Source organism: Pseudomonas sp. R38(2017), assembly GCF_002112395.1.
GTDB lineage: Bacteria > Pseudomonadota > Gammaproteobacteria > Pseudomonadales > Pseudomonadaceae > Aquipseudomonas.
Map to the genome: position 1 here is coordinate 622,537 of NZ_NEHN01000003.1, position 24,859 is coordinate 647,395.

The following is a 24,859-nucleotide window of genomic DNA, read 5'->3' on the forward strand; positions in this document are numbered from 1 at the left end:
GACCCTTCATATGCTGCCACCGATGCTCCCCTTGAGCGCCGTGCCGATCACTTCCCAGCAGGACCCGATCCGCCAGCGGCCGGACATTCCTCCGGTGGTGCCGGTGCAGGAAAGCTCCAACGAAAGCACGATCGACCTGCAAAAGCGTGACCCGGAGGAAGACGGTTATCTGCTGCGCGAAGAACAGCGTCGCCAGCAGGAGCGTGAGCGTCGCCGGCACGAAGCCGACGACGATCCGGAAGAACACCTCGCCGTGCCGGGCACCGAACTCAATGCCGACAACACCGTGCCGGTGGTGCCGCTCATGGAAGATCAGCCGCGTCAGGGTTTGTGGGTCGACATCGAGATCTGAGGCCGCGCGGCCAGTTCAGCCAGATTCGTCAGCAATGTTTCGACTTCTTCTTCGGTATTCAGATAACTCACCGACACCCGCGCAATATTCGCCAACCCACGTGCCTGCATGTCCAGCGGTGTGTAGGCCACGCCATTGACGCCGACGTTGATTCGCCGCTCGGCCAGCGCCTGCTTCAGCGCCAGGCAATCCCAGCCTTCCAGCGTGAAAGCGATCAGTCCGGATTGTTCGTTGGCCGGCCCGAGATCTTGCAGTGTCAGCCCCGGAATCCCTTTCATACGCTTGCGCAATGGTTGGCTCAGTTCAACGATCCGCTTTCGGATTGCCATTGCTCCGATGCGCTGATGTTCCTCCAGCGCATTGGCCAGCCCGGCCAGCAGCGCCAGCGATACTTCACTGGTTTCAAAGCGGCGGGCATCATCACGCAAAGTAAAGCGCTGGCCGTCCCACGGCGCCGACAGGACGTCGCGCTGCACCGGCAACAGTCGTTGCAGGAATTCTGGTCGGATGTACATCAACGCCGTACCGCGTGGCCCACGCAGGAACTTGCGCCCCGCACCCTTGAGCACATCGCACTGCAAGGCCTGGACGTCACAGGGCAATTGCCCCAGCGCCTGTCCGGCGTCGATGAAATACGGAATGCCATGACGACGGGCTATCGCTCCGATCTGCGCCGCCGGGTTGATCAGGCCACCATTGGCCGGCAGCCAGGTCAGGGCGATCAGGCGCACATTACGGTCAATCATTTGCGCCAGCGCCTTGGGATCGACAGCCCCATGAACATCGCATGGGATCACTTCCAGTCGCGCGCCGGCCTTCACCGCTTCGGCCATGCAGGCCAGGTTGCCGGCCCATTCATGGCGCCCGACCAGAATCCGCTCACCCGAGTGCCACGGTCCCAGCGCATTGAATGCCTGGCCCCACGCCGCCGAACCGCTGCTGGCAAAGGCGATGTCTTCGGGTTGGGCATTGAGCAGGGTGGCTGCGGCTGCTCGTGCGCGTTGCTGCACTTGAATGTCCGCCGTTTCCATCGGTCCGCCGAGCGCTTCGCGTTGCAACTGTCCGATTACCGCGTCGAGGGTAGTCTGACTCGGTAGCGAGGCCCCGGCGTGATTGAAGTGGATCACCTGCGCGCAACCGGGCGTGGCATCGCGAAGATGCTGGATTTCGTCGACGTTCACGGCTTGAGTTCGAAGATCGCGTCGACTTCCACCGCTACGCCGGCCGGCAGGCTCGACACGCCCACGGCGGTGCGCACATGGCGGCCCTTGTCGCCGAGGACGTTGACCAGCAGATTCGAGGCGCCGTTGGCGATCACGCCCTGGCGCGGGAAGTCGGGAGTACTGGCGATGAACGCGCCGAGCCGGATGATCCGTACCAGTTTCGACAGGTCATCGCCCAAGGCATCGCTGAGTTGTGCCAGCAGGCCTAATGCGGCAAGTTCGGCGGCGTTGATCCCTTCTTCGTCGGAGATCGCCTCGCCAAGCCGTCCAAGAAAGGCAGGTTTGCCATCGAGCATGGGAATCTGCCCGGCGATGTACAACTGATTCTGACTGATCGCGTGGCTGACGTAGTTGGCCACCGGCTGACTGGGTGCGGGCAATTGCAGGCCGAGTTGCTGGACGCGTTGTTTGATCGAGTCGGTCATGTGAAATCCTCCTGAATGAGGACTCCAGCATGTTGGCGCAGGAGGGTGGGCGACAAACGGATAGATTTGATTCGACGTATCCAAAAAACTCATGCGTCGATGACTTGCTCCAGCCATTGGCTGAACGCCTGAGCCGCTGGGCTTGGCGGGCGCTCCGGAGTGACCAGCCAATAGCCGATTTCGCCGGTCATGGGTGAGGTGTCGAAGGCTGGCACCAGTGCACCTTCCTTGAGTCGGCGATCAATCAGGCATTGGCGGCCCATGGCGATGCCTTGGCCGGCCACCGCCGCTTCGACCACGATGTTGTAGTCGTGGAGCATCACGCTGGGCACTTGTGCCAGGTCGATGCCGCTGTGTTGCTGCCAGTCGATCCATTCGAACGGCTGGTGCGACTTGGCCATCAACAGCGGGCCGTTTTGCACGCCTTTGGCCTTGAAGGCGGGGCTGCACACCGGCGTCAGGGTTTCCGTCATGAATCGGTGTGCCTGGGCTTTCGGCCAGCCGCCCTTGCCGTAGCGGATCGCCAGGTCCACTTCGCCACCGTCGACATCGGCCAGTTGTACGGCAGGCAGCAATTCGACGTGGATGTTCGGGTATTTGGCGTTGAAGTCCGCCAGTCGCGGCGCCAGCCAGAGCGTGGCGAACGAAGCGAGCAGACCGATGCGCAGAGTGGTGGAGCGCTCGCCGCGCAAGTCGCGGGTGGCGGCGGCAATCGCGGCGAGGGCGGGCTCGATCTGTCGGTAATATTGTTCGCCGGCCGGCGTCAGGTCGATCGCCCGGGTGCGGCGCACGAACAGTGGCTGTCCGAGAAACTCCTCGAGTTTATGCACCTGATGGCTGATCGCACTTTGCGTCACCGACAGTTCGTCGGCAGCCTTGATGAAGCTCAAGTGACGGGCCACGGCCTCGAAGGCGCGCAGGGCCATCAGCGGCGGTAGATCCTGATGCAAGGGCACGGCAGATATCCTCGTGGTTCAGCGCAAAGCGCAGAGTGTGCGGGCAAAAGCGCTGGCCGGTACACGATTTGTTGTATAGCGCCTGCGTCGACGACTGGTCAGCGTCGGCGCGAGGCCGCATTATTGGCGCAGTCCTGTCGGTGATCCGGCAGTTGTGATTCAGTCCAAGCGATGCATCGAACGCCATGAGCCAAGACGACAAACTGATCGACCTCAGCACCGAACGCGCCAAGCGGGTTCACGACCTCAACGAAAAACGCCTGAATGAAGTGCGTAAGGCTTTCGAGCAGGCAATGCCGTTGGGAAAACCGAAGAAAAAGTCGAAAAACAAGCCGAAAAAGCGTTGATTTCCCCTGCATCCTTTGATGCAGGTCAGTTATTTCCCCTCCTTTCTCCCACGTGTTGACCGGCATTGATCCCGGTCAATTCCTGTGCCTGCCTGATTGGTTAACTTAGTTCCATCGCAGCAAAACAGGGGCCAGGAGGCCAGTCATGTTTTTCGATAACGTGGTGTTTGCCGGGGTTCTGACAGTAGGCCTGATGGTTCTGTTTTTTGCAGGGTTTGGATTTTTTATCTGGAAGGATGCGAACAAGCGCAAGAAGCCTTGATTCTTCCGGATTTGATGAGCACGCAAGGCATTTTGGGCAACTTCGGTTGCCCTTTTTTTTGGTCTTCTTGGCGGCCTTTGAGCCGACCAGGTTGTGGTTTGTTTTGTGTGAATATCCGTTTTTTTGTAACGGCTTCCTATGGTTCCGCCCTTACGGCGGCTCACTTTTTCAAACGCCAAAAAGTAAGCAAAAGGCTTGGCCCCTGCGTTCGGCGCCTCGCTGAGGCTCGACGTTCCTTCGTTCTGGGATTCATCCGGGGGCATCGCCTACGGTTTGCTTCGCTACACCTCCTCTCGATGCATGCGGCTTCGCCGCAAGGTCGCTGCGCTCCCACCCCCGGATAAATCCCTCCACTCAGCCTACCGATGGGGCCGGCACGTCAAGAGCGGTACTCGAGCTAACGCTCATCGTGTTGAGTGGTGGGAAGCCAAAGCAGAAGCAGGAGTTGTTGATCGTTCCCACGCTCTGCGTGGGAATGCCGCCCGGGACGCTCTGCGTTCCATTTCTGGAGGCAACAAAAAAGGCGTGATTCTTGCGAATCACGCCTTTTTCATTACAGCGATCTATCAGCTACCCAGCGCCTTCGACGCCAGCCAGAACAGGCCGGCCGACAGGGCGACGGTGGCTGGCAGGGTCAGGACCCAGGCCAGCAGGATGGTTTTCACCGTGCCGCCTTGCAGGCCGCTTTTGTTGGCGACCATGGTGCCGGCCACGCCCGAGGAGAGGACGTGGGTAGTGGACACCGGCAGGCTGAAGATGTTGGCCAGGCCGATCAGGCTGGCGGTGGTGATCTGGGCCGACATGCCTTGCGAGTAGGTCATGCCTTGCTTGCCGATCTTCTCGCCGATGGTCAGTACCACACGTTTCCAGCCAACCATGGTGCCCAGGCCCAGGGCCAGGGCGACTGCCAGAATCACCCAGAACGGGGCGTATTCGGTGGTGGTGGTCAGGTCTTTGCGCAGTTTGTCCAGGTCGGCTTTTTCACGAGCGGCGAGGCCAGGCAGTTTGCTGACTTTCTTCGCGGTATCGTCCAGGCAGAGCAGGTAGCGGCGCACTTCGATGCGGCTTTCCGACGACAGCGAGTGGTAGTCCGCTACACCTTTGAGGGTGTCGAGCAGGGCGGTGATGGTCGGTTCGGTCTGTTGCGGGTTGCAACGGAATTTCTCCGGCAGGTCGCCTTCCACGCTTTTGCCCAGCGCCAGGAACTCGCCCAGGGTATCGGCGTTGCGCTTGTAGAACTGGCTCAGGTGCAGGGTTGCGTCGCGAGTACGTTCGATCTGGTAAGTGGTGCTGTTCAGGTCGAGTACGAACTGGGCAGGCACGATACCGATCAGTACCAGCATGATCAGACCAATGCCTTTCTGGCCGTCGTTGGAACCGTGCACGAAGCTTACGGCCATGGCCGAGATCACCAGGACCAGACGGTTCCAGAACGGTGGGTGCTTTTTGTCGTCGATCTTGCGGCGCTGTTCAGGCGTCTTGTGCATTTTCGACAGCGGGCGCCACCATTTAAGGCCGATCAGGATCAGCGCAGCGATCAGGAAACCGGCCATTGGCGAGAACACCAGCGAGGCGCCGATATCGATCGCTTTCTGCCAGTTTACGCCGTCGGCCAGTGGAATCTCGTTGATCAGGGCGTTGGCCAGGCCGACACCGAGGATCGAACCGATCAGGGTGTGGGAACTGGAGGCCGGGATACCGAAGTACCAGGTGCCCAGGTTCCAGGCGATAGCGGCGGCGAGCAGCGAGAACACCATTGCCAGACCATGGCCGGTGTTCACATTGATCAGCAGTTCCACCGGCAGCAGGTGAACAATGGCATACGCCACGCCAACGCCGCCCAGCAGCACGCCGAGGAAGTTGAACACGCCCGAGAAGAACACCGCCAGGTGAGGCGGCATCGCTTTGGTGTAGATAACAGTGGCTACCGCGTTAGCGGTGTCATGAAATCCATTGATGAACTCGAAGGCGAGGACAAATGTCAGGGCGAGCAGGAGGCTCACAAGCACCCAGGCATCCAGTCCGCTGAATAAATCGATCATGAAGGTTTTCTGACCCGGTCATAAGGGGGCGCGATTATGCCAGAAAAGACTGGAAATCGATCCCCTACCTGCTCATCGGTAACCTTCTTAGCCAAATTAATTTGTATCAAGGTGCATTACCCAAGCTTTTTGCAGGGTTTTGCAAGGTGTTGATTCAATTGAAAAAAATGCGAAGCACCGATGAATTGACCGGTGTGCGGGAGGGGGCAGAAGCTTGTATGAAATATCTGAGAAACGTGTCTGACATGCTCCAAACCTGTGCAATACAGGGGAGTTGGCCGCTGCCCGCGGGTAGCGGGCGCGCAAGGCATCGTCAGCCCACCGCGCTTGTAACCCGGTGAGTACGCTTACCCTCGAAAGTCTCAAAGGAAGGCATCAAGGCTCTTCGGCTTTGAGTTCCTCTTCCATTTTTTTCAGTTCTTGCTGGAAGACCTGATCCTGAACGGTAGGGCGTTTACGCCAGGCTTTGCGTTCCGGTTCGGGCTGGGCGGCGTAGGTGGTGACTTCCCCGCCGTAAACTTCCTTGTAACGTTGTTCCTGGCGCTCAAGTTCCGCGCGCAGTTCGTCTTTCGTCACAGTGCTACCTGTATGAGTTGAGATAAATGTCTGGTGAAACGCACTGCAACGAATCAATTGAACCGGTTCGCCAACTAGCCACGGCCTGAACAGGCAGCGGTGTTATCGGCAGGGCGGTCAAGACTTCCATGTTACAGGCGGCTACGGCACCAGATTAAAACTGACGCAGCATCAGTTTCCTGTTTCAGCGAGCGCGCTGGCGGTGCATGGTGATGATCGTCAGGTGCTGGCCGGGGCTGAAGGCAATGGACATCGCCTCAGCGAGTGGCGTCGACGGCAATAAAAGTGCGGCGCCACTGAGGTGCATTATAGCGGCCGATTCGGGATTGACTATCTTTGCCAAGTTAAAAACGGTTCCGGACGTGTGATTGTTTTGTGACTCGCAACTTTTACCAATAGTTGAATCGTTGTTGTCGGGTGTTGTATTTCTGGCGCCATTTAGCCGAACAACTAAGGCGCCGGGTGCATGAGTGATACCGAGTTTGAAACGGTCGTGAGCGATTCTCGCCGAGACGCAGGGATCGTTGCGATTATCGGTCGATGGTTCGATAATCGCCCAGTGTTGGCGATCGGGCGCTTGTGCACCTGTCTGCGAGCCGCTTGTATAGCCGTCGATCCGTACAGGAAAAAGGACCTGACATGAACGATCAAATGCGCAATTCCTTTACGTCGGTGGCGCCGCCGATCGTTGCTTCACCGGCCAAACGCATCCAGGCCCTGACCGGCGATCCGGATTTCATGACCTCCCTGGCCCGTGGCCTGGCGGTGGTCCAGGCGTTTCAGGAACGCAAGCGTCACTTGACCATCGCCCAGATCAGCCACCGTACGGAAATCCCCCGCGCCGCCGTGCGTCGTTGCCTGCATACGCTGATCAAACTCGGTTACGCCACTACCGACGGGCGCACGTACTCGTTGCTGCCCAAAGTGCTGACCCTCGGTCACGCCTATTTGTCTTCGACGCCGCTGGCGGTTTCCGCCCAGCCTTACCTCGACCGCATGAGCGAGCAGCTTCACGAGGCCTGCAACATGGCCACACTGGAAGGCGACGACATTCTCTACATCGCGCGTTCGGCCACGACTCAACGCCTGATCTCGGTGGACCTGTCGGTGGGCGGGCGCTTGCCGGCGTATTGCACGTCCATGGGACGGATTCTGCTGGCAGCGCTGGACGACACCTCGCTGCGCGAATACCTCGATCACGCTGAACTGGTGGCCAAGACCAGTCGCACGATTCACACCCCCGACGCCTTGCTCGAATGTTTGCAGGAAGTCCGGCAGCAGGGCTGGTGCATCGTCGATCAGGAACTGGAGCAAGGTCTGCGTTCAATTGCCGTGCCGGTGTATGACGCTTCCGGTCAAGTGGTGGCCGCGCTCAATGTCAGCACCCACGCCGGTCGCGTCAGCCGTACCGAACTGGAACAGCGCTTTCTGCCCGGCCTGTTGAGCGCCAGTCGTGACCTCAGCGCGCAGTTGTTCGCCTGATGAACCTGTTCGATAAACGCACAGAGTTGCGTTTATCGAATTGACGCTAAAACCCTCGGATCATTAATGTCGCGGCAGCGTCATCCGGCGCAAATGTGAATGAGCCCGCCGGATTGTCGACTCCCATAATAATGACAAGAGGCAACTTCCCATGCGCATGTTCCCAGACTGTCGCCGCTCCCGTTCCTGTTGCCGGTATTAGCGCAACGCCTGATTTCTTCCCTATATAGTTGTGACCGTGCCGACCTCTGGCCGGCCGCCGTTCGACTGCGTTTTCTTGCGTGGAATAAAAATAATGAACCAGCCTCAGTCCGCTGTGGGTCACTGCCTCGACGTGCAGTCCTTCATCAATGCCCAACCGATCTCGCGCTATCAGTGGCGCGTCGTGATCCTGTGTTTCCTGATTGTGTTCCTCGATGGCCTCGACACCGCGGCCATGGGATTTATTGCTCCAGCGCTTTCCCAGGACTGGGGCATCGACCGCGCCAGCCTCGGCCCGGTGATGAGCGCCGCGCTGATCGGCATGGTCTTCGGTGCGCTGGGCTCCGGTCCGCTGGCTGACCGCTTCGGGCGAAAAGTCGTCCTGGTTGGCGCGGTATTTCTGTTCGGTGCTTTCAGCCTGGCGTCGGCCTACGCCACCAACGTCGAGCAATTGCTGGTGCTGCGATTCCTCACCGGTCTGGGATTGGGCGCCGGCATGCCGAACGCCACCACGCTGCTGTCGGAATACACTCCGGAACGCAAGAAGTCGCTGCTGGTGACCAGCATGTTCTGTGGCTTCAACCTCGGCATGGCCGGCGGCGGATTCATCTCGGCCAAGCTGATTCCGGCGTTCGGCTGGCACAGCCTGTTGCTGATCGGCGGGATTCTGCCGCTGATCCTCGCCGTGGTGTTGCTGCTCTGGTTGCCGGAATCGGCGCGTTATCTGGTGGTGCGTAATCGTGGCACCGACAAGGTACGCAAGACTCTCGCACCCATTGATCCTGCCACCGTCGCTCAGGCCGCGAGTTTCAGTGTCCCGGAACAGAAAACCGTAAAAGCCCGCAACGTGTTCGCGGTGATTTTCTCGGGCACCTACAGCGTAGGTACGTTGCTGCTGTGGCTGACTTACTTCATGGGCCTGGTGATCGTGTACCTGCTGACCAGTTGGCTGCCGACCCTGATGCGCGACAGTGGCGCGAGCATGGAGCAGGCAGCCTTCATCGGCGCGTTGTTCCAGTTCGGCGGGGTGTTGAGCGCAGTCGGCGTAGGCTGGGCGATGGACCGGTTCAATCCGCACAAGGTCATCGGCATTTTCTACCTGCTGGCCGGGGTGTTTGCCTACGCGGTCGGGCAGAGCCTGGGCAACATCACGCTGCTGGCGACGCTGGTGCTGGTGGCGGGCATGTGCGTCAACGGCGCGCAATCGGCGATGCCGTCGCTGGCCGCGCGGTTTTATCCGACCCAGGGCCGAGCGACCGGTGTGTCGTGGATGCTGGGCATTGGCCGGTTCGGCGCGATTCTCGGCGCATGGATGGGCGCGACGCTGCTGGGCCTGGGCTGGAATTTCGAACAGGTGCTGACAGCGCTGGTGATCCCGGCCGGGCTGGCCACGGCTGCGGTGGTGATCAAGGGTCTGGTCAGTCACGCGGACGCGACCTGATATCGGAATTGATCGCCCCGCCCTCGGGGCGATCATTAGGGTGGTAACAATCTGTTCGATAAACGAACACTCAGTCGATTATCGGATTGTTTGGCGAAAATCAGCGGCTTAATCTTTAGTGACTCCGGCGCAGAACCTCGCGCCTTTTTATCACTGGCGATCCACTACAAAAACGGGAGCCCGCTCCATGGCTGAGATCCTTTCGCTGCACGACGCGGTGAAGCAATTCGTCAACGACGGCGACACCGTCGCGCTCGAAGGCTTCACTCACCTGATCCCTACGGCGGCGGGTCATGAAATCATTCGTCAGGGCAAGAAAGATCTGACCCTGGTGCGGATGACGCCTGACCTGATCTACGACCAACTGATCGGTGCCGGCTGTGCGCGCAAGCTGATCTTCTCCTGGGGGGGCAACCCTGGCGTGGGTTCGCTGCACCGTCTGCGTGACGCGGTCGAGAAACAATGGCCACACGCCCTGGAAATCGAAGAACACAGCCACGCCGACCTGGCCAACGCTTACGTCGCCGGCGCGTCCGGCCTGCCGTTTGCGGTGTTGCGGGCCTACGCCGGTTCCGACCTGCCGAAGGTCAACCCGCTGATCAAATCCGTGACTTGCCCGTTCACCGGCGAAGTGCTGGCGGCGGTGCCGTCGGTGCGTCCGGACGTGACCGTGATCCACGCCCAGAAAGCCGACCGTCAGGGCAACGTGCTGTTGTGGGGCATCCTCGGCGTGCAGAAAGAAGCCGCGCTGGCCGCCAAGCGCTGCATCGTCACCGTCGAAGAAATCGTCGACAACCTCAACGCCCCGATGAACGCCTGCGTGCTGCCGACCTGGGCCTTGAGCGCGGTCTGCCACGTACCCGGTGGCGCGCATCCGTCCTACGCCCACGGTTACACCGAGCGTGACAATCGCTTCTATCAGGCGTGGGATCCGATCGCCCGCGACCGTGAGACGTTTACCGCGTGGATCAACGAATACATCCATGGCTGCGCTGACTTCAGCGAGTTCCAGGCCAAGTTGGCCGCTGCTTCGGAGGCCAAGTAATGACTTACACCACCAATGAAATGATGACCGTCGCCGCGGCTCGTCGCCTGAAGAACGGCTCGGTGTGCTTCGTCGGCATCGGCCTGCCGTCGAAAGCCGCCAACCTGGCGCGCCTGACTTCGTCGCCGGACGTGGTGCTGATCTACGAATCCGGCCCTATCGGCGCCAAACCCAGCGTGTTGCCACTGTCCATCGGTGATGGCGAACTGGCGGAAACCGCTGACACCGTCGTGCCGACCGGTGAGATTTTTCGTTACTGGCTGCAGGGCGGACGCATCGACGTCGGTTTTCTCGGCGCAGCGCAGGTTGACCGTTTCGGCAACATCAACACCACGGTGGTGGGCGACTATCACCAGCCGAAAGTGCGCCTGCCGGGTGCCGGTGGCGCGCCGGAAATCGCCGGTTCTGCCAAAAGCGTGCTGATCATCCTTAAACAGTCGTCGCGTTCGTTTGTCGACAAGCTCGATTTCATCACCTCGGTCGGCCATGGCGAGGGCGGCGATTCACGCAAGCGTCTGGGCCTGCCGGGCGCCGGGCCGGTCGGGATCATCACCGACCTGTGCATCATGGAGCCGGAAGAGGGGACCCACGAGTTCGTCGTTACTGCCCTGCATCCGGGTGTGACCCGTGAGCAAGTGGTCGCCGCCACTGGTTGGGCGATCCGTTTTGCCGACAGCGTGGCCACCACTGCCGAACCGACCGAAGTCGAGCTGACCGCCCTGCGCGATCTCGAAGCCCGCACCGCAGCGGCCCACGGCCAGGCACCGGGAGAAGCATGATGCGCGACGTTTATATCTGCGATGCGATTCGTACCCCCATCGGTCGTTTCGGTGGTGGTCTGGCGGCTGTTCGCGCCGACGATCTGGCCGCCGTGCCGATCAAGGCCCTGATGGAGCGCAACCCGTCGGTGGACTGGAGCGCGATCGACGAAGTGTTCCTCGGCTGCGCCAACCAGGCCGGCGAAGACAACCGCAACGTGGCGCGCATGGCGCTGTTGCTGGCGGGCCTGCCGGACAGCGTGCCCGGCGTTACCCTCAATCGCCTTTGTGCGTCGGGGATGGATGCTATTGGCACGGCGTTTCGAGCCATCGCCAGCGGCGAAATGGAGCTGGCGATTGCCGGTGGCGTCGAGTCGATGTCCCGTGCGCCGTTCGTGATGGGCAAGGCCGATGCGGCGTTTTCGCGCAACATGAAACTGGAAGACACCACCATTGGCTGGCGTTTCATCAACCCGCTGATGAAGGCCCAGTACGGCGTCGACGCGATGCCGCAGACCGCCGACAACGTGGCTGACGATTACGAAATTTCCCGCGAGGATCAGGACGCTTTCGCCCTGCGCAGTCAGCAACGGACGGCCGCCGCACAGGCTGCCGGATACTTTGCCGAAGAAATCGTCGAAGTGCGGATCGCCCACAAGAAGGGTGAAACCGTGGTCAGCCAGGACGAACATCCTCGCGCCGATACGACTATTGAGGCCCTGACCAAACTGAAACCGGTGAATGGCCCGGACAAGACCGTCACTGCCGGCAACGCATCGGGCGTGAATGACGGTGCCGCCGCGCTGATTCTGGCCTCGGCCGAAGCGGTGAAAAAACACGGTTTGACTGCCCGCGCGAAAGTGCTGGGCATGGCCAGTGCCGGGGTCGCGCCACGGGTGATGGGCATCGGCCCGGTGCCGGCGGTGCGCAAACTCACCGAACGCCTTGGAGTGGCGGTCAGCGATTTCGATGTGATCGAACTCAACGAAGCGTTTGCCAGCCAGGGTCTGGCGGTGCTGCGCGAGCTGGGATTGGCGGACGACGCCGCTCAGGTCAACCCGAACGGCGGGGCGATTGCCCTCGGCCACCCCTTGGGCATGAGCGGTGCGCGACTGGTACTGACGGCGCTGCATCAGCTGGAAAAGACCGGCGGCAAGAAAGGTCTGGCGACCATGTGTGTCGGTGTCGGCCAGGGGCTGGCCCTGGCGATCGAACGCATCTGACACACAGCCGTGACGAATTGAACAGAGGAAAGCGAAATGACTGACAAGCCTGGCTACCGTCGTCCACAGGAAGGCACCCAGCCGCCCTACCTGCACCCGACTTATCAATCCACCAATCTGCGCTCGCCATCCAAGCCATTGGTGTTTCTGCCCCATTCGCTGTCTGAAATCACTGGCCCGACCATCGGTGCCGAGCGAGTGGCCGACACCGATAACGATCTGACCGCACAGCATGCCGGCGAGCCGCTCGGCGAGCGGATCATCATCCACGGGCGCGTGCTCGACGAAAACGGCCTGCCGGTGCCGGGGATTCTGGTCGAGATCTGGCAAGCCAACGCCGCCGGTCGCTACAACCATGCCCGTGACTTGCACGACGCACCGCTGGACCCGAACTTCACCGGCACCGGCCGCACCGTGACTGACGCCGACGGCTGGTATCAGTTCCAGACCATCAAGCCGGGCGCGTATCCGTGGGGCAACCATCACAACGCCTGGCGTCCGGCGCACGTGCACTTCTCGCTGTTCGGACCGAGCATTTTGACGCGTCTGGTCACGCAAATGTATTTCCCGGGCGATCCGCTGCTGGCGTATGACCCGATCTATAACTGCGTGCCGGATACCTCGGCCAAGGAACGCCTGATCGCCGCATTCGATCTGGAAAAAACCATTCCGTCCTACGCCCTTGCTTATCGCTGGGACATCGTGCTGCGCGGCCGCGAAGCCACGCCGATGGAGAAATGAGATGACCCTGATTGCGACCACGTCCCACACCGTCGGGCCGTATTACCACATCGGCCTGACCTGGCTGAACCGCGAGAATCTCGCCAACGAACTGACCCTCGGCCAGCGCGTGGCGATCAGCGGACAAGTGGTGGACGGCAACGGCGATGTCGTCAACGACGCCATGCTCGAAGTCTGGCAGGCCAACGCCGCCGGTAAATACGATCATCCGGAAGACGAGCAGGCTAAACCGCTGGACCCGAATTTCGAAGGTTTCGGCCGGGTGCCGGTGGATGCCGAAGGGCGCTTCCGTTTCACTACGATCAAGCCGGGCACCGTCGAAGGCCTGAAAGGCACGACCCAGGCGCCGCATCTGGTGGTGTTGGTGTTTGCGCGCGGTCTGGTGAAGCACTTGCTGACGCGGATTTATTTCGAGGGCGATCCGGCGAACGTCAATGATCCGCTGCTCGAATGCGTACCGGCCGAGCGGCGCAGCACGTTGCTGGCGAAGCCGGATGCAGAGGGTGTCTATCAGTGGAATGTGATCCTGCAGGGCACTGACGCGGAAACCGTGTTCTTCGATTACTAAAAGAACACTGCACCTTCCCTGCTACAGGGAAGGTGTGTTGCTGGTCCAATGTGGAACGGGACTGTTGCGAAGTGTGTCTAGACTCTCACTGTCCCTATCGAGTGAAAAACAATGATAACCACCACAGCTCATTACACGGGCGAGGAGCGCAGCAAGCGCATCTTCGCCATTGTCGGCGCCTCGTCCGGCAACCTGGTCGAATGGTTCGACTTCTATGTCTACGCCTTCTGCGCGATCTATTTCGCCCCGGCGTTTTTCCCCTCGGACAACCCCACGGTGCAGCTGGTAAACACCGCAGGCGTGTTCGCCGCCGGGTTCCTGATGCGACCGATCGGCGGCTGGATCTTCGGCCGGGTGGCGGACAAGCACGGGCGCAAGAATTCGATGCTGATCTCGATTCTAATGATGTGCTTCGGCTCGTTGCTCATTGCCTGTCTGCCGACCTACAACAGCATCGGCGTCTGGGCACCGTTGCTGTTGCTGTTCGCGCGCCTGTTGCAGGGCTTGTCGGTGGGCGGTGAGTACGGCACCACAGCGACCTACATGAGCGAAGTGGCACTCAAGGGGCAGCGCGGTTTCTTCGCTTCCTTCCAGTACGTGACCCTGATCGGCGGTCAACTGCTGGCGGTGCTGGTGGTGGTGATCCTGCAGCAGTTCCTCTCTGAAGACGAACTGCGGGCCTACGGCTGGCGGATTCCGTTTGTGGTCGGGGCGGTGGCGGCGCTGATTTCGTTGTTCCTGCGTCGCACCCTGAAAGAAACCACCAACAAGGAAACCCGTGAACACAAGGACGCCGGCAGCATCGCTGCGCTGTTCCGCGATCACAAAGCCGCGTTCATCACCGTGCTGGGTTACACCGCCGGTGGCTCGCTGATTTTCTACACCTTCACCACGTACATGCAGAAGTACCTGGTGAACACTGCCGGTATGCACGCCAAGACCGCCAGCTTCATCATGACCGGCGCGCTCTTCTTATATATGTGCATGCAGCCGCTGTTCGGCATGCTCGCCGACAAGATCGGCCGGCGTAACTCGATGCTCTGGTTCGGCGCCCTCGGCACGCTGTTCACCGTGCCGATCCTGCTGAGCCTGAAAAGCATCAGCAGCCCGTTCCTGGCTTTCGTGCTGATCACCGTGGCACTGGCGATTGTCAGCTTCTACACCTCGATCAGCGGCCTGGTGAAAGCCGAAATGTTCCCGCCGGAAGTCCGCGCCCTCGGCGTGGGCCTGGCCTACGCGGTGGCCAATGCGATCTTCGGCGGTTCGGCGGAGTACGTCGCTCTTAGCCTCAAGGCCGGGGGCATGGAAAACGCCTTCTACTGGTACGTCACGGTGATGATGGCAGTGGCGTTCCTGTTCAGCCTGCGCCTGCCGAAACAGGCCGCGTATTTGCACCACGATCTCTAAACCGAAGTGCGCGGGCCGCGATGGCCCGCGCCGGCAAGGACTGTTTATGACTCAGCGACCGGGCAATCAATTGTTCGATGCCTATTTCACTGCCCGCGAAATGCGCGAGGTGTTCTGCGATCAGGGCCGGGTGCAGGCGATGCTCGATTTCGAAGCCGCTTTGGCCCGGGCCGAAGCGCGGGTCGGGGTGATTCCGGCGAGTGTTGTGGCATCCATTGAGAACGCCTGTCGCGCCGAGCTGTTTGATTTCGCAGCCTTGGGCGAAGCCATCGCCACAGCGGGCAATTCGGCGATTCCGCTGGTCAAGGCGTTGGGCAAGCGGATCGCAGCATCCGACGCTGAAGCCGAACGTTATGTGCATCTGGGCGCCACCAGCCAGGACGTGATGGATTCCGGGCTGGTGTTGCAATTGCGTCAGGCGCTGGAATTGATTGAAGGGGAGCTGGAGCAACTGGCCGATGCCCTCGCCACCCAGGCGCAATGCCACGCCGCGACGCCGCTGGCCGGGCGTACCTGGCTGCAACATGCGACCCCGGTGACTCTCGGCATGAAGATCGCCGGTTGGCTTGGCGCGATCACTCGCAGCCGTCAGCGTCTGCGCGAACTCAAGCCGCGCCTGCTGGTGCTGCAATTCGGCGGCGCGTCCGGCACCCTCGCGGCGTTGGGCGAACAGGCGTTGCCGATTGCCCGTGCGCTGGCCGAAGAACTGCAATTGACCCTGCCGGAACAGCCGTGGCACACCCAGCGTGATCGCATCGTTGAGTTTGGCGCGGTGCTCGGTTTGATCGCAGGCAGCCTCGGCAAACTCGGCCGCGACATCAGCCTGTTGATGCAGACCGAAGCGGCGGAAGTGTTCGAACCGTCGTCACCGGGCAAGGGTGGCTCCTCGACCATGCCGCACAAGCGCAACCCGGTGGGCGCAGCGGTGCTGATTGGCGCGGCGACCCGGGTGCCGGGTCTGGTCTCGACGCTGTTAAGTGCCATGCCTCAGGAACACGAACGCAGCCTCGGCTTGTGGCACGCCGAATGGGAAACCCTGCCGGAGATCTGCTGCCTGGTGTCGGGCGCGCTGCAACAGGCGCGGCTGCTGGCTGATGGTCTCGAAGTCGATGCCGCGCGCATGGCCCGCAACCTCGAATTGACTCAAGGCCTGGTGCTGGCCGAAGCAGTGAGCATCGTGCTCGCACAACGGGTCGGCCGCGACGCGGCGCATCATCTGCTCGAACAATGCTGCAAACGGGCGGTGGCCGAACAGCGCCATCTGCGTGCGGTACTCGGTGACGAGCCGCAAGTGACCGCCGAACTCAGCGCTGCTGAACTGGATCATCTGCTCGATCCCGCCCATTACCTTGGCCAGGCGCAGGTCTGGGTCGAGCGTGCGGTGGCCGAACACAACGCATTGTCTGACTGAAAGGAGAGGGCTGTGGCTTTCGTTCAACTCGCCGACGGCGAACTGCATTACTCATTGGAAGGCCCGGTCGATGCGCCGGTGCTGGTGCTGTCCAACTCGCTGGGTACCGATCTGCACATGTGGGACGCCCAGATGCCGGCGTTCACCGAGCACTTTCGCGTGCTGCGTTTCGATACCCGTGGTCACGGTCAGTCGCTGGTGACGCCGGGGCCTTACAGCATCGAGCAACTGGGTCGCGACGTGGTGGCGCTGCTGGATGCGCTGCACATCGAACGTGCGCATTTCTGCGGTCTGTCGATGGGCGGTTTGATTGGTCAGTGGCTGGGGATCAACGCCGGCCAGCGCCTGAACAAACTGATCGTCTGCAACACAGCGGCGAAAATCGGCGATCCAACGGTATGGAATCCACGTATCGAAACCGTGCTGCGCGACGGCCCGGCGGCGATGGTCGCGTTGCGTGACGCGTCGGTTGCCCGTTGGTTTACGCCGGATTTTTCGGCGGCCAATCCGGCAGCGGCCAAGCAGATCACCGACATGCTCGCGGCCACCAATCCTGAAGGTTACGCCGCCAACTGCGCGGCGGTGCGCGATGCGGATTTTCGCGATCAACTGGCGTCGATCACGGCTCCGTTGCTGGTGATTGCCGGCTCGGAAGATGCGGTGACGCCACCGTCCGGCGGGCATTTCATTCAGGAGCATGTGCGCGGCGCCGAGTACGCCGAGTTCCATGCTGCACATCTTTCCAACGTTCAGGTCGGCGACGCGTTCAGCGATCGTGTGCTGACGTTCCTGCTGGCCGCTTGAGGAGACTTTTGTGGACGAGAAACAACGTTATGACGATGGCATGCAAGTGCGCCGCGCGGTGCTCGGCGATGCTCATGTCGATCGCAGCCTGACCACGCTGACCGAGTTCAACTCGGAGTTCCAGGAGATGATCACCCGTCACGCCTGGGGCGACATCTGGACCCGCCCTGGCCTGCCGCGTCACACCCGTAGTCTGATCACCATCGCCATGTTGATCGGCATGAACCGTGAAGGTGAACTCAAATTGCATCTGCGCGCAGCGGCCAACAATGGCGTGAGCCGCGGCGAGATCAAGGAAGTGATCATGCAGAGCGCGATCTACTGCGGGATTCCGGCGGCGAATGCGACGTTTCATCTGGCCGAATCGGTGTGGGATGAGCTGGGTACCGAATCACGCGAGTGATCGTTGAACTCGAAGGATCGCAGCCTGTGGAAGGCTGCGATCCTTTGAACTTCACACCTTCGCCACAATGAAAATCCGCTTGAACGCAAACAACGTGTGCCCGTTTTCCTCCTGCGGATAATGCGCATGCACTCGCATCAGGTAGCGATAGATGAAGCGCGCCTGTTCTTCTGACGTCAGTCCGTGCATCACCGGCCTTAGCGCCGACGCCTTCACCCAGTCATAAATCGGTGAGCTTCCGCGCACGACCTGCAACTGCTCGGTTTCCCAGATCTCCAGCGACTGGGTCAGCGGCGCGAGCAAACGGTAGTAATCCTCCAGCGATAACAACGGCCGCGCCGCCATGCGCTGGCGCAATTGCGCAGTGCCGATGGGGCGGCCGCAAGGGCCGGCATCGTCGAGGGTGTCGAGCATCAGCCGATACCACAGCGCATCGCGCCAGTCGGGCATGTGGGCGGCCAGGCATCCGCCGGGGTTGAGGTGGTGGAGTAATCCCGGGAACAGCGTTTGATGGTCATCGATGAAATGCAGCACGGCGGCGGCGAACAGCAGGTCGGCCGGTTGTCGGGGTTTCCAGCGTTGCAGCTCCGCGTGTTGCCAGCGCGCCTTGATCGGCAGGCAGCGGGCGACCTTTAGCATGTCATTCGAACTGTCGATGCCTTTGAGAAGTGCTCGGGGCCAGCGATCTGCCAGAACCTTCGTGGCAATCCCGGTGCCGCAACCGAGGTCATAAATGCGTTGAGGATTGTCCAGGTCGACACGACCGAGCAATTCATCGACCGGTTGTTGCCTGAGACGGGAAAACTGCAGGTACGCCTTGGCATCCCAGTCCTTGTCGACGGGAGCCGGTTTGAGTCGGGTGATCATGAGGTGGTCCTCCGGTGATCAGCAGGGTCTTCCGATGACAACCTGGCCAAGTCTTGAGGACCTACATCAACAGATAACGGAAGCGAAGAGGGTGGAGCACCTGAGTCCTTCAGGTTTTTCCACTCTAGATGATGGCTGGTGCAACGCCAGCCATTCGGACAGGCGGCCTAGAGCAGGCTGATCGGATAGCTGACGATCAGACGGTTTTCGTCGAACTCGTTGTTGCTGAAGTCACGACGCATGGTCGAGTTGCGCCATCTGACGTTCAGGTTCTTGAGCGCGCCGCTTTGTACGGTGTAGCCCAGTTCCGATTCGCGGCCCCATTCCTTGCCGTCAGTGATGGTGCCGGTGTGCACGTTGTCGCCGCTGATGTAGCGGTTCATCAGGGTCAGGCCGGGCACGCCGAGGGCGGCGAAGTTGTAATCGTGGCGCAGTTGCCAGGAACGTTCCTGCGCGTTGTCGTAGCTTGCGTTGTAGCTGTCGTTGGCCAGAGTGCCGCCGCTGGTGCCGTTGACGCGCATCCAGGCGCTGTCACCGGTGAGCTTTTGCAGGCCGACGTAGAAGGTGTTGCCGCCGTATCGCGCCGAGAACATGCCCGACCAGGTCTTGTTGTCGAGTTCGCCGGCACGGGCACTGCCGTCGTCCTTGCCGTAGAAGAAACCGAGGTTGGCGCCCAGGGTCCAGTCGCCGACCGGCTGGCTGTGAATCAGGTTGACGTATTGCTGGCTGTAGATGTCCTTGAGCTCGGCGTTCCACAGGCCGATCTGGGTGCGCTTGTCGTTGAACACGTATTCGCCGCCCTGGAAGTTGAAGCGATCGGAGGTGAAAGCGGCTTTGCCGGTCATCGACATGTCGCTCATGCTGCTGTCGTCACGGGGGCTGTTGGCGCGGAACTGGCCGCCGTAAAGGGTCAAGCCGTCGATTTCCTTCGAGGTGATCTGACCGCCGCGAAAGGTCTGCGGCAGGGAGCGGCCGTCGTCCGAACGCAGGATCGGCAGCACCGGCATCCACTCGCCGACCTTCACTTCGGTCTGCGACAGCTTTGCCTTGAACGCGACGTTGGTGCGGCCGAAGTTGTCCGCCGGGCGCCCGTCACGATCGAGCGGCAACAGTTGCGTGCCGCCCGTGCCTTTGCCGCCATCAAGCTTCACCGAATACAACCCCAGTACATCCATGCCGAACCCGACGGTGCCCTGGGTGAAGCCGGACTTGGCGTCGAGGATGAAGTTCTGCGTCCACTCTTCAGCCTTGCCCTGAGCCTTGGTCGGGTTGGTGAAGTTACGGTTGATGTAGAAGTTGCGCAGGTTCAGGTTGACCTTGGCCCCTTCGATGAAACCGGCTTCTTCAGCCGCGGCGGGCAGCGCGACGCCGGCCAGGGCGAGGGCGATCAGGCCGGGAAGTGCGTAGGGCGCAGGGGACGTTGTCATGTTCTCGGGTCTCTCTTGTTTTTTTGGGCGTACGGGGGCGCTGCGGCCGTTTCTGAGGCGCAGAAATTCAATGGAATCAGGGGGCGAAGCGGCGGCGATCAGCCGGATGGAGCAGGGCGCGGGAGCATGGTGTCGAACCTGTTGTTATTGGTTTTGTGGCTCGAATGGTGCGGGGCGCGGGCGAGGCGATTCAATCGGCGAAAGTGGAATTCGGGCGATTATCGAACGCAAGATTGACAGGCAACAAAAAGCCCGCCAGTGGGCGGGCTTCTTGTGTTCACCGGATGATCAGAACAGCTTCATCTTCGGCGCTTCTTCTTTGAGCGGTTCGTTCTGCGCGGTTTGCGCATTCCAGCCACCGCCCAGAGCCTTGTACAAGTTGACCGCGCTGGTCAACTGCGCGAGGCGGTCGGTAATCAGGGCCTGTTGGGCGCTGAACAGCTGACGCTGGGCATCGAGGAAGGTCAGGTTGCTGTCGACGCCAATGCGGTAGCGACGCTCTGCCAGGCGGTAGTAATCCTGGTTGGCGGCGACGAAATCACGCTGGGCCTGCAACTGCTCGGTGTAGGTCTGGCGGGCGGCCAGGCCGTCGGCGACTTCCTGGAAGGCCGTTTGAATGGACTTCTCGTAGTTCGCCACGCCAATGTCCTTCTGGATCTTGGCGTAGTCGAGGCTGGCGCGCAGGCTGCCGGCGTTGAAGATCGGCAGGTTGATCTGCGGCTGGAACAGCCACGTGCCCGAGCCACCCTTGAACAGGCCGGACAGGTCCGGGCTCAGGCTGCCCGCGTTGGCGGTCAGGCTGATGCTCGGGAAGAACGCTGCACGGGCCGCGCCGATGTTGGCGTTGGCGGCCTTCAGGTTGTACTCGGCCTGAAGGATGTCCGGACGACGTTGCAGCAGATCCGACGGCAGACCGGCCGGCACGTCGGCCAGCAGGTCATCCGACAGCGGTTTGGCCGCTTGCAGGTTGGCCGGCACGCTGGTGCCGAGCAGCAGGGTCAGGCTGTTTTCGTCCTGGGCCACCTGGCGGGTGTAGCGCGCCAGTTGGGCACGGGCGTTCTCGACCGAGGTGCGCGACTGCGCCAGGTCCAGCGCCGAGGCCACACCGACCTCGTTGCTGCGGCTGGTCAGCTTGTAGCTTTCCTCGAAGGCACCGAGGGTGTCTTGAGTCAGCTTGAGCAGTTCCTTGTCGGCCTGCCAGGTCAGGTAGGCGTTGGCCACGCTGGCCACCAGGCTGATCTGGGTGCTGCGGCGCGCTTCTTCGGTGGCGAAGTATTGTTGCAGCGCTTGTTCGCTCAGGCTGCGAACCCGACCGAACAGGTCGAGCTCGTAGGCGCTGATGCCGACGGTGGCAGTGTAGGAACTGGTGATGTTCGCTTCACCGGTCTGCGATGCACGGGCCGGAACCCGCTGACGACTGCCGCTGGCATTGGCGGAAACCGCCGGGAACAGGTCGGCACGCTGGATGCGGTACTGAGCCGCGTAGGCGTCGATGTTCAGCGCCGCGACACGCAGGTCGCGGTTGTTTTCCAAGGCAACCTGGATCAACTGTTGCAGGGCCGGGTCATGGAAAAATTGCTTCCAGCCCTGCTCGGCAGCGGCCTGCGCCGGTGCCTGGGCCGGCGAGTACGCCGGGCCCTGCGGGAATTGCGCGGCCACCGGTGCTTCAGGCTGCTGATAATCCGGTATCAGCGAGCAACCGCTCAGCACGAAGGCGGCGACTGCGATGGAGAGTAGCGACTTGCTCATTGGCCAGCCTCTTTAGGAGTTTCTTTGGTGTCATCCTCGCCAGCGATTTTGCGCTGACCCATGGACGACACAGTGACGAAGAACAGTGGAACCCAGAAGATCGCCAGGATCGTTGCGGTGAGCATACCGCCAATCACACCGGTACCGATCGCGTGTTGACTGCCCGAGCCTGCGCCGGTGGAGATAGCCAACGGTACAACACCGAGGACGAAGGCCAGCGACGTCATGATGATCGGTCGCAGACGCATGCGGCAGGCTTCAATGGCCGCATCGCGCAGACTGCGTCCCTGCTCGTGCAGTTCCTTGGCGAATTCAACGATCAGAATGGCGTTTTTAGCCGCCAGACCAATGGTCGTCAACAGACCCACCTGGAAGTACACGTCGTTCGACAGACCGCGCAGGCTGGTGGCCATTAGCGCACCGATGATCCCCAGTGGCACCACGAGCATGACCGCGATCGGAATCGACCAGCTTTCATACAGCGCCGCCAGACACAGGAACACCATCAGCAGCGACAGGGCGTACAGCGCCGGAGCCTGAGAGCCGGACAGTCGTTCTTCGTACGACAGACCGGTCCACGAGATACCCACGCCGGCCGGCAGCTTCTTGGCAATCGCCTCGACTTCGGCCATCGCTTCACCGGTGGAGTAACCCGGCGCCGGAGAACCGAGGATCTCCATCGCTTCCACACCGTTGTAACGCGCCAGTTTCGGCGAACCGTAGATCCACTCGCCCTTGGCGAACGCGGAGAACGGAACCATGGTGCCGGCGCTGTTGCGCACGTACCACTTCTTCAGGTCTTCAGGGCTCATGCGAGCGCCGGCCTGACCCTGCACGTAAACCTTCTTCACACGGCCGCGGTCGATGAAGTCGTTCACGTAGCTACTACCGAAGGAGATCGACAGGGTGCTGTTGATGTCGGAAAGGCTCAAGCCCAGGGCACGGGCCTTCTCGTCGTCGATTTCCAGGTGGTATTGCGGCTCGTCGTTCAGACCGTTCGGACGCACCTGGTAGAGCACCTTGCTTTGCGCCGCCATGCCGAGGAACTGGTTACGGGCTTCCATCAGTTTTTCGTGACCGATACCGGCGCGGTCCTGCAGGAACACGTCGAAACCGGTGGCGTTACCCAGCTCCAGTACGGCCGGCGGGGCAAAGGCAAACACCATCGCGTCGCGGAAGCTGAAGAAGTGCTGCTGGGCACGTTGTGCCAGGGCGAACACGCTGTTGCTCGCGTCTCGCTCGTGCCATGGCTTGAGCATGATGAACGCCAGACCCGAGCTCTGGCCGCGACCGGCGAAGTTGAAGCCGTTCACGGTGAACACCGAGGCTACCGAGCTGGATTCTTTGTCCAGCAGGTAGGAGCGCATTTCGTCGATCACCACCTGCGTGCGCTCGGCACTGGAACCGGCTGGGGTCTGCACCTGGGCGAACAGTACGCCCTGGTCTTCTTCCGGCAGGAACGCCGTTGGAATGCGGGTGAACAGCCAGATCATGCCGACCACGATCAGCAGGTAGGCCAGCAGGTACGGAGCCTTGCGTTGCAGGATGTTGCCGACACCACGCTCGTAGCTGCGAACGCTACGGTCGAAGTTGCGGTTGAACCAGCCGAAGAAACCTTTTTTCGGCGTGCCGTGCTCGCCTTTCGGAATCGCCTTGAGCATGGTGGCGCAGAGGGCCGGGGTGAAGATCAGCGCAACCATTACCGACAGGGCCATGGCCGAGACGATGGTGATCGAGAACTGACGGTAGATCACACCGGTGGAACCGCTGAAGAACGCCATCGGCAGCAATACCGCCGACAGTACAAGCGCGATACCGACCAGGGCGCCCTGGATCTGGCCCATGGACTTTTTGGTCGCTTCCTTCGGTGACAGGCCTTCTTCTGCCATCACCCGCTCGACGTTCTCCACCACGACGATGGCGTCGTCCACCAGCAAGCCGATGGCCAATACCATACCGAACATGGTCAGGGTGTTGATGCTGAAACCGGCGGCCGCGAGGATGCCGAACGTACCGAGCAATACCACCGGCACGGTCATCGTGGTGATGACGGTCGCACGGAAGTTCTGCAGGAACAGGAACATCACCAGGAACACCAGCACGATCGCTTCGACCAGGGTTTCAACCACGCCCTTGATCGACTCGGTCACCACCGGGGTGGTGTCGTACGGGAACACTACTTCCATGCCTTGCGGGAAGAACGGCTTGAGGTCGTCAATCGTCTTGCGCAGGGCTTTTGCGGTGTCGAGGGCGTTGGCACCGTTGGCCAGTTTTACCGCCAGACCGGAGGCCGGTTTGCCGTTGAACTGCGCCGCGATACTGGAGTTTTCACCACCCAGACCGACATCGGCGACGTCACCGATACGGACTTGCGAGCCATCCTGGTTGACCTTCAGCAGAATCGCCTTGAACTGCTCGGCGGTCTGCAGACGGGTCTTGCCGATGATCGTGGCGTTCAATTGCTGGCCTGGCAGCGCCGGCAGACCGCCGAGCTGACCGGAGGAAATCTGAACGTTCTGCGCCGAGATCGCGGCACTGACATCGGCCGGGGTCAGGTTGTAGTTGTTCAGTTTGGCCGGGTCGAGCCAGATGCGCATCGCATACTGGGCACCGAAGACCTGGAAGTCACCGACACCGGCGGTCCGGGAGATCGGGTCCTGCATGTTCGACACGATGTAGTTGGACAGGTCGTCCTTGGTCATGCTGCCGTCACGCGACACCACGCCGATCACCAGCAGGAAGTTCTTCACTGCCTTGGTCACGCGGATACCCTGTTGCTGCACTTCCTGCGGCAACAGCGGGGTGGCCAGGTTCAGCTTGTTCTGGACCTGGACCTGCGCGGTGTCGGAGTTGGTGCCTTGCTCGAAGGTCGCGGTGATGGTCATGCTGCCGTCGGAGTTACTTTCCGAGGACACATAACGCAGGTTGTCGATACCGTTGAGCTGTTGCTCGATGACCTGCACCACCGTGTCCTGAACCGTCTGTGCCGAAGCACCCGGGTAGGTCACGGAAATCGCAATCGCCGGTGGCGCAATGCTCGGGTACTGGTTGATCGGCAACTTGAGGATCGATAGAGCCCCGACCAGCATGATCACCAGGGCAATTACCCAGGCGAAAATCGGACGGTCGATAAAAAATTTCGACATGAG

At 61.1% G+C, this 24,859-nt stretch carries 23 protein-coding genes; 14 read left to right on the forward strand and 9 right to left on the reverse strand.

The genetic code is table 11. The features are described from left to right. The first annotated feature begins 10 nt into the window (after positions 1-10). Positions 11-352 (forward strand): aspartate-semialdehyde dehydrogenase, encoded by a 342-nt coding sequence (locus CAF87_RS09730; protein WP_085729925.1) that lies wholly within the window; start codon positions 11-13, stop codon positions 350-352. Here the strand turns inward: CAF87_RS09730 and CAF87_RS09735 are convergent. The 3 genes from CAF87_RS09735 to CAF87_RS09745 all read right to left on the reverse strand — a co-directional run bounded on the left by CAF87_RS09735 (position 322) and on the right by CAF87_RS09745 (position 2,956). Further along, positions 322-1,533 (reverse strand): aminotransferase class V-fold PLP-dependent enzyme, encoded by a 1,212-nt coding sequence (locus tag CAF87_RS09735; RefSeq protein WP_085729926.1) that lies wholly within the window; start codon positions 1,531-1,533, stop codon positions 322-324. The two genes, CAF87_RS09730 and CAF87_RS09735, sit on opposite strands and share 31 nt — an antisense overlap. Then, on the reverse strand, positions 1,530-2,000 hold the full coding sequence (locus tag CAF87_RS09740; RefSeq protein ID WP_085729927.1) for a RidA family protein: 471 nt from the start codon (positions 1,998-2,000) through the stop codon (positions 1,530-1,532). Before CAF87_RS09740 ends, CAF87_RS09735 begins: the two co-directional genes overlap by 4 nt. Positions 2,001-2,089: 89 nt before the next feature. Beyond that, positions 2,090-2,956: a LysR substrate-binding domain-containing protein gene (locus CAF87_RS09745; RefSeq protein WP_085729928.1), complete on the reverse strand. Its 867-nt coding sequence runs from the start codon at positions 2,954-2,956 to the stop codon at positions 2,090-2,092. A 185-nt stretch (positions 2,957-3,141) separates the two neighbouring features. Here CAF87_RS09745 and CAF87_RS29255 point away from each other — a divergent pair, with 185 nt between their 5' ends. Then, positions 3,142-3,303, forward strand: coding sequence for a hypothetical protein (locus tag CAF87_RS29255; protein WP_167443762.1), 162 nt, complete (start codon positions 3,142-3,144; stop codon positions 3,301-3,303). A gap of 145 nt (positions 3,304-3,448) precedes the next feature. Next, positions 3,449-3,565, forward strand: coding sequence for a cytochrome c oxidase subunit CcoM (gene ccoM / locus CAF87_RS29610; RefSeq protein WP_007959205.1), 117 nt, complete (start codon positions 3,449-3,451; stop codon positions 3,563-3,565). Positions 3,566-4,131: 566 nt separating this feature from the next. On the opposite strand, the gene CAF87_RS09750 is transcribed toward ccoM, so the two are convergent. Further along, entirely contained in the window at positions 4,132-5,607 is a 1,476-nt protein-coding gene (locus CAF87_RS09750) for an inorganic phosphate transporter (protein WP_085729929.1), read from the reverse strand. A gap of 375 nt (positions 5,608-5,982) precedes the next feature. After that, positions 5,983-6,183 (reverse strand): hypothetical protein, encoded by a 201-nt coding sequence (locus tag CAF87_RS09755; protein WP_007957826.1) that lies wholly within the window; start codon positions 6,181-6,183, stop codon positions 5,983-5,985. Positions 6,184-6,822: 639 nt separating this feature from the next. On the opposite strand from CAF87_RS09755, the gene pcaR reads away from it, so the two are divergent. The 11 genes from pcaR (at position 6,823) to pcaC (ending at position 17,667) form a co-directional block, all read left to right on the forward strand. Beyond that, positions 6,823-7,665 carry a pca regulon transcriptional regulator PcaR gene (pcaR, locus tag CAF87_RS09760; RefSeq protein ID WP_007917109.1) on the forward strand — a complete coding sequence of 281 codons (843 nt, stop codon included), beginning with the start codon at positions 6,823-6,825 and terminating at the stop codon, positions 7,663-7,665. A gap of 295 nt (positions 7,666-7,960) precedes the next feature. After that, the gene (locus CAF87_RS09765; RefSeq protein WP_085712968.1) at positions 7,961-9,307 is read left to right on the forward strand and encodes an MFS transporter; all 1,347 of its coding nucleotides are present in this window, start codon (positions 7,961-7,963) and stop codon (positions 9,305-9,307) included. A gap of 187 nt (positions 9,308-9,494) precedes the next feature. Next, positions 9,495-10,352: a CoA transferase subunit A gene (locus CAF87_RS09770; RefSeq protein ID WP_003222404.1), complete on the forward strand. Its 858-nt coding sequence runs from the start codon at positions 9,495-9,497 to the stop codon at positions 10,350-10,352. Continuing rightward, a complete protein-coding gene (locus CAF87_RS09775; protein WP_085729930.1) occupies positions 10,352-11,131 on the forward strand; it encodes a CoA-transferase subunit beta in 780 nt (259 codons plus the stop codon). The genes CAF87_RS09770 and CAF87_RS09775 overlap by 1 nt, the downstream gene beginning before the upstream one ends. Further along, entirely contained in the window at positions 11,128-12,333 is a 1,206-nt protein-coding gene (gene pcaF / locus CAF87_RS09780; protein ID WP_170929614.1) for a 3-oxoadipyl-CoA thiolase, read from the forward strand. The genes CAF87_RS09775 and pcaF overlap by 4 nt, the downstream gene beginning before the upstream one ends. A 36-nt stretch (positions 12,334-12,369) precedes the next feature. Continuing rightward, positions 12,370-13,074, forward strand: a complete 705-nt coding sequence (pcaH, locus tag CAF87_RS09785; RefSeq protein WP_085729932.1) for a protocatechuate 3,4-dioxygenase subunit beta — start codon at positions 12,370-12,372, stop codon at positions 13,072-13,074. A 1-nt stretch (position 13,075) separates the two neighbouring features. Continuing rightward, positions 13,076-13,642 (forward strand): protocatechuate 3,4-dioxygenase subunit alpha, encoded by a 567-nt coding sequence (pcaG, locus tag CAF87_RS09790; RefSeq protein WP_085729933.1) that lies wholly within the window; start codon positions 13,076-13,078, stop codon positions 13,640-13,642. Positions 13,643-13,753: 111 nt separating this feature from the next. Beyond that, positions 13,754-15,049, forward strand: coding sequence for an MFS family transporter (locus CAF87_RS09795; RefSeq protein WP_085729934.1), 1,296 nt, complete (start codon positions 13,754-13,756; stop codon positions 15,047-15,049). A gap of 46 nt (positions 15,050-15,095) precedes the next feature. Next, positions 15,096-16,460, forward strand: coding sequence for a 3-carboxy-cis,cis-muconate cycloisomerase (locus CAF87_RS09800; protein WP_085729935.1), 1,365 nt, complete (start codon positions 15,096-15,098; stop codon positions 16,458-16,460). 12 nt (positions 16,461-16,472) lie between these two features. After that, positions 16,473-17,264 carry a 3-oxoadipate enol-lactonase gene (pcaD, locus tag CAF87_RS09805; protein WP_085729936.1) on the forward strand — a complete coding sequence of 264 codons (792 nt, stop codon included), beginning with the start codon at positions 16,473-16,475 and terminating at the stop codon, positions 17,262-17,264. A 10-nt stretch (positions 17,265-17,274) separates the two neighbouring features. After that, the gene (pcaC, locus tag CAF87_RS09810; RefSeq protein WP_011332825.1) at positions 17,275-17,667 is read left to right on the forward strand and encodes a 4-carboxymuconolactone decarboxylase; all 393 of its coding nucleotides are present in this window, start codon (positions 17,275-17,277) and stop codon (positions 17,665-17,667) included. A 51-nt stretch (positions 17,668-17,718) separates the two neighbouring features. Here the strand turns inward: pcaC and CAF87_RS09815 are convergent, their stop codons facing one another. The 4 genes from CAF87_RS09815 to emhB all read right to left on the reverse strand — a co-directional run bounded on the left by CAF87_RS09815 (position 17,719) and on the right by emhB (position 24,856). After that, positions 17,719-18,534: a methyltransferase domain-containing protein gene (locus tag CAF87_RS09815; protein ID WP_085729937.1), complete on the reverse strand. Its 816-nt coding sequence runs from the start codon at positions 18,532-18,534 to the stop codon at positions 17,719-17,721. Between the two features lie 167 nt (positions 18,535-18,701). Next, complete coding sequence (locus CAF87_RS09820; protein ID WP_085729938.1) at positions 18,702-19,961, reverse strand: OprD family porin; 1,260 nt, start codon at positions 19,959-19,961, stop codon at positions 18,702-18,704. A gap of 288 nt (positions 19,962-20,249) precedes the next feature. Next, complete coding sequence (gene emhC / locus CAF87_RS09825; protein ID WP_085729939.1) at positions 20,250-21,710, reverse strand: efflux RND transporter outer membrane subunit EmhC; 1,461 nt, start codon at positions 21,708-21,710, stop codon at positions 20,250-20,252. Further along, positions 21,707-24,856 carry an efflux RND transporter permease subunit EmhB gene (gene emhB / locus CAF87_RS09830; RefSeq protein ID WP_085729940.1) on the reverse strand — a complete coding sequence of 1,050 codons (3,150 nt, stop codon included), beginning with the start codon at positions 24,854-24,856 and terminating at the stop codon, positions 21,707-21,709. The genes emhC and emhB overlap by 4 nt, the downstream gene beginning before the upstream one ends. Positions 24,857-24,859: the final 3 nt, after the last annotated feature.

What these genes read in the sequence shown, in the direction of transcription:
- CAF87_RS09765 (WP_085712968.1), top strand. Translation starts at nt 7,961, where the DNA reads ATGAACCAGCCTCAGTCCGCTGTGGGTCACTGCCTCGACGTGCAGTCC.
- CAF87_RS09740 (WP_085729927.1), bottom strand. Translation starts at nt 2,000, where the DNA reads ATGACCGACTCGATCAAACAACGCGTCCAGCAACTCGGCCTGCAATTG.
- CAF87_RS29255 (WP_167443762.1), top strand. Translation starts at nt 3,142, where the DNA reads ATGAGCCAAGACGACAAACTGATCGACCTCAGCACCGAACGCGCCAAG.
- CAF87_RS09730 (WP_085729925.1), top strand. Translation starts at nt 11, where the DNA reads ATGCTGCCACCGATGCTCCCCTTGAGCGCCGTGCCGATCACTTCCCAG.
- pcaR (WP_007917109.1), top strand. Translation starts at nt 6,823, where the DNA reads ATGAACGATCAAATGCGCAATTCCTTTACGTCGGTGGCGCCGCCGATC.
- CAF87_RS09775 (WP_085729930.1), top strand. Translation starts at nt 10,352, where the DNA reads ATGACTTACACCACCAATGAAATGATGACCGTCGCCGCGGCTCGTCGC.
- ccoM (WP_007959205.1), top strand. Translation starts at nt 3,449, where the DNA reads ATGTTTTTCGATAACGTGGTGTTTGCCGGGGTTCTGACAGTAGGCCTG.
- CAF87_RS09795 (WP_085729934.1), top strand. Translation starts at nt 13,754, where the DNA reads ATGATAACCACCACAGCTCATTACACGGGCGAGGAGCGCAGCAAGCGC.
- pcaF (WP_170929614.1), top strand. Translation starts at nt 11,128, where the DNA reads ATGATGCGCGACGTTTATATCTGCGATGCGATTCGTACCCCCATCGGT.
- CAF87_RS09750 (WP_085729929.1), bottom strand. Translation starts at nt 5,607, where the DNA reads ATGATCGATTTATTCAGCGGACTGGATGCCTGGGTGCTTGTGAGCCTC.
- emhC (WP_085729939.1), bottom strand. Translation starts at nt 21,710, where the DNA reads ATGAGCAAGTCGCTACTCTCCATCGCAGTCGCCGCCTTCGTGCTGAGC.
- emhB (WP_085729940.1), bottom strand. Translation starts at nt 24,856, where the DNA reads ATGTCGAAATTTTTTATCGACCGTCCGATTTTCGCCTGGGTAATTGCC.
- CAF87_RS09800 (WP_085729935.1), top strand. Translation starts at nt 15,096, where the DNA reads ATGACTCAGCGACCGGGCAATCAATTGTTCGATGCCTATTTCACTGCC.
- pcaG (WP_085729933.1), top strand. Translation starts at nt 13,076, where the DNA reads ATGACCCTGATTGCGACCACGTCCCACACCGTCGGGCCGTATTACCAC.
- CAF87_RS09820 (WP_085729938.1), bottom strand. Translation starts at nt 19,961, where the DNA reads ATGACAACGTCCCCTGCGCCCTACGCACTTCCCGGCCTGATCGCCCTC.
- CAF87_RS09770 (WP_003222404.1), top strand. Translation starts at nt 9,495, where the DNA reads ATGGCTGAGATCCTTTCGCTGCACGACGCGGTGAAGCAATTCGTCAAC.
- pcaH (WP_085729932.1), top strand. Translation starts at nt 12,370, where the DNA reads ATGACTGACAAGCCTGGCTACCGTCGTCCACAGGAAGGCACCCAGCCG.
- CAF87_RS09815 (WP_085729937.1), bottom strand. Translation starts at nt 18,534, where the DNA reads ATGATCACCCGACTCAAACCGGCTCCCGTCGACAAGGACTGGGATGCC.